Source organism: Actinosynnema sp., from assembly GCF_052038725.1.
The window spans coordinates 1-3,206 of record NZ_JBQGCX010001486.1 but is presented as its reverse complement, the minus strand read 5'-3'; the positions used below and the strand labels follow the sequence as shown (position 1 = coordinate 3,206).

At 70.5% G+C, this 3,206-nt stretch carries 4 protein-coding genes and 1 pseudogene; 1 reads left to right on the top strand and 4 read right to left on the bottom strand.

Annotation, left to right across the window (positions count from 1 at the left end):
• A pseudogene (locus tag ACTUAL_RS31390) lies at positions 1 to 226 on the bottom strand (hypothetical protein); the annotation flags it as partial.
• A gap of 138 nt (positions 227 to 364) precedes the next feature.
• Positions 365 to 961, bottom strand: coding sequence for a phosphoribosylanthranilate isomerase (locus ACTUAL_RS31385; RefSeq protein ID WP_096493421.1), 597 nt, complete (start codon positions 959 to 961; stop codon positions 365 to 367).
• 62 nt (positions 962 to 1,023) lie between these two features.
• On the opposite strand from ACTUAL_RS31385, the gene ACTUAL_RS31380 reads away from it, so the two are divergent.
• Positions 1,024 to 1,593: an HhH-GPD-type base excision DNA repair protein gene (locus tag ACTUAL_RS31380; protein ID WP_440902760.1), complete on the top strand. Its 570-nt coding sequence runs from the start codon at positions 1,024 to 1,026 to the stop codon at positions 1,591 to 1,593.
• On the opposite strand, the gene ACTUAL_RS31375 is transcribed toward ACTUAL_RS31380, so the two are convergent.
• Together ACTUAL_RS31375 and ACTUAL_RS31370 are read right to left on the bottom strand one after the other, a co-directional pair.
• Positions 1,586 to 2,293 carry a Crp/Fnr family transcriptional regulator gene (locus ACTUAL_RS31375; RefSeq protein ID WP_198320476.1) on the bottom strand — a complete coding sequence of 236 codons (708 nt, stop codon included), beginning with the start codon at positions 2,291 to 2,293 and terminating at the stop codon, positions 1,586 to 1,588. The genes ACTUAL_RS31380 and ACTUAL_RS31375 overlap by 8 nt on opposite strands.
• 162 nt (positions 2,294 to 2,455) lie before the next feature.
• The coding region (locus ACTUAL_RS31370; RefSeq protein WP_440902759.1) for an NPCBM/NEW2 domain-containing protein at positions 2,456 to 3,206 on the bottom strand (751 nt) is incomplete at its 5' end.

Genomic DNA, 3,206 nt, shown 5'->3' with positions numbered 1-3,206 from the left:
CCGCCGGACACCGAGCCGGTGAGCTGGGTGGCGTTGCCGGTGAAGTCCTTGAGCGTCCACGGCCGAAGATGCCCGCCTGGGCGTACCCGTTGAGGCCCCACACGAACGACGCGTCCTGGACGTTCTCGGCGGACTGCGCCTGCGCCGGTGCGGCTGCGAGCACGGACGCCGCGCAGAGCGCGCCGCACAGCCCGAGGACGCGCCACTGGCGACTGGGTCTGGTCATGGTTGAGCAAAGATTAGGTAAGCCATACCTTATGGCTGAAGGGTTAGTGGGGACAAGATCGCTGCCCACGGACACGGCGAAGCCCACGGTGGAAGATCCACCGCGGGCTCCGGTTCGAGGGGTTCGGCCTGGTCGGGGTCAGCCCAGACGCGCGGCTGCCGTGAACGCGCGCATGAGCCCGTGGTCCTTGACCCCGCGCTCGGACTCGATGCCGCTGGAGACGTCGACCCCCCACGGCCGCGCCTCGGCGACGGCGGACGCCACGTTGTCGACCCCGAGCCCACCCGCCAGGAGCCAGCGCCCGTCGACCCGGTCGCGCAGCGCCGCCGCGTCCCACCGCTCGCCGGACCCGGCGACGGGGGAGTCGAGCAGCAGCAGCTCCTCACCGAACGCGCCCACCCGCAGGTCGCTGTCCGGGGTCGGGGCGAACGCGCGGATCAGCGGCACCCCGAGGTGTCGGAGCGCCTCGAACGCCTCTTTCGGGTAATCCCCGTGCAGCTGCACCGCCCCGACCCCGCTCGCCCCGGCGAGCCGCGCGACCTCGTCCACAGGCGTCTTGCGGAACACCCCGACGGACAACACCCCGTCGGGCACCGCCGAGACCAACCGGGTGGCCGTGGCGGGATCGACCTGCCGGGGGCTCTCGCTGAACACGAACCCGACTGCGTCGGCCCCCACCTCCACCGCGACGGCGACATCGGCCTCGGTGCGCAACCCGCAGAGCTTCACGAACATCGGGCCACGCTATCCCGGGTGAGCGGACCGTTCGCCCGAACGGCCGTGCCATGCTTCGCGCCATGATCCCTGAGCTGTGCCTGGCGCAAGACCCCGACTCCGACCACCTGCTCGCCACCAACCCCCTTGCCCTGCTGCTCGGGATGCTGCTCGACCAGCAGATCCCGATGGAGAAGGCGTTCAAGGGCCCGAAGGTGATCTCCGACCGCATGGGCGGGCTCAGCGTGCACCGGATCGCCGAGGCTGACCCCGAGGAGTTCGCCGGGATCGTCGCGGAGAAGCCCGCCGTCCACCGCTTCCCCGGCTCCATGGCCAAGCGGCTCCAGGTCCTCGCCCAGCACCTGGTCGAGCACTACGACGGCCAGCCCACCCTGATCTGGACCAGGGGCGAGCCGACCGGCGCCGAGGTGCGGAAGAGGCTGGAGGCGCTGCCGGGATTCGGCGCGCAGAAGGCCGCGATCTTCCTCGCGCTGCTCGGCAAGCAGTTCGGGCTGCAAGCGGAGGGGTGGCGCGAGGCCGCGGGCGCTTACGGCGAGGAGGGGACGCGCCGCAGCGTCGCCGACGTGACCGACTCGGCCTCGCTGCTGGAGGTCCGCGAGTTCAAGAAGGCCGCCAAAGCCGCTGCTAGGTGAGGCGTGGCGCGGGAATCCCGGTGGGCGTCCAGACCTGGGCGCCCACCAGGGAGCGCAGTGCGCCCAGGTCCTCCACCACCACGCGGCCGTGCGAGGTCCGCACCATGCTCGACCCCCGCAAACTGCGCATCGCCCGCACCACCGACCCCCGTGACAGGCCCAGTCTGCTGCCCAGGGCTTCCTGGGACTGGATGTGCACCGGAGTGCTCACCCCGTCGCCCGGCCTGCCGCTCTCGGCCTCCTGCAGCAGGAACCTGGCCACCCTGGTCAGCGCGTCGTCATGCCTCTCGCTCGCGCCGCCCCGCACCCGCGTCGCCTGCCGCACCCGTTCCGACAGCACCGCGCACAGCACTCGCGCGATCCTCGGGTGCCGCACCATCGCGGCGTGGAACCGCTCACCCTCGACCGTCAGCGCCCGTACCGGGGTCACCGCCACCACGGAGGTGTCACGCGGCCTGCCGTCCAGTGCCGCCTGCTCGCCCACCAGGTCCCCCGCCTGGACGAGGCCGACCCGCTTCCGGTTCCACCCCGCGACGATCTCGGCTTGCCCGGAGTGCAGCACCATCACCCACTCGTCCGGCTTGCCCTCCCCAGCCAACCTCGCCCTCGCCGGAAACGTCCGTGAGGTCGCGGCCCTCGCCAGGTAACCCCGCTCCTGCTCGGTGAGGCGATCCCAGAAAAGTTTTGCGGAAGTTCCCACCACAACGCCCTCCCCGCTCGGTGGAACAAGGGAAGGTTAACCTGGTAAAACTGATCGTGGGAGTTTTTGGGCTATTCGGATGTTTTCTTTGAAATAGCGTTCACGTCCTCTTTCTGCGGACACCCTGCCCGGTGGACATGCTAGTGCTCCCATCCGGATGGGTCATGGGTGCAGAACCGGATTGCCCCACGCCAGTGCAGGCAATCGGCTGGACCTGCCGAGGGCGGCCAACATGCCCTGTCGCATCGGCGAGGTCTCCGAATCTGTTCGGTAGGCGACCAGGTCCAATCGCAGCGCGTCGGTCACGTCCACCCGCAACGTCCTGGCCTCCTGCTGCCGCACCGGGATCTCCGCCCGCAACACGCCGTCCACCACGACCCGGAAGTACCCCGTCTGACCGGCCTCCGCCGCGTCGTCCAGCACCCCGGCCACCACCTCCAGTTCGCGGTAGTCCCTGCGCAGCGCGAAACCGATGGTTCCCCGCTCGGTGGAACTGGGCGGGATGCTCCGGAACACGATGCTGTCGCCGTAGTGGTGACCGCCGATCGACGCGCTCCCGAACCGGACCTCCCTCGACTGGTCCACCGGCGCCAACGTGGTCAGCATGACCGGTGTGGTCGGGGCCGGGGACACCCTGGGGGGTGCGCTCGGGCCCGCTGCCCGCCTGATCTCGGCGACCAGGCGCCCCATGTCCTCCTCCGCCGAGCGGTGCTGGAAACGCAGGTAGTGCAGCTGGGGCAGTGCCGACAGCGACAGCGGCAGCGGCAGCGGCTTCCCAGTTTCCGTCTTCAAGGTTGCCTTGTCCCCGACCAGCACGGGGATGACGCGCCGCCCGTTGGCCATCGCCTCCTCGATCTCGGCGCGCACCCAGTCGTCGGGCGCTTGGATGCGCGGCTTGCCGTCCTTGCCCTCG

Bases quoted from the DNA above. Each gene is read 5' to 3' on its own strand.
- ACTUAL_RS31380 (WP_440902760.1), top strand. From the start codon at position 1,024: ATGATCCCTGAGCTGTGCCTGGCGCAAGACCCCGACTCCGACCACCTG.
- ACTUAL_RS31385 (WP_096493421.1), bottom strand. From the start codon at position 961: ATGTTCGTGAAGCTCTGCGGGTTGCGCACCGAGGCCGATGTCGCCGTC.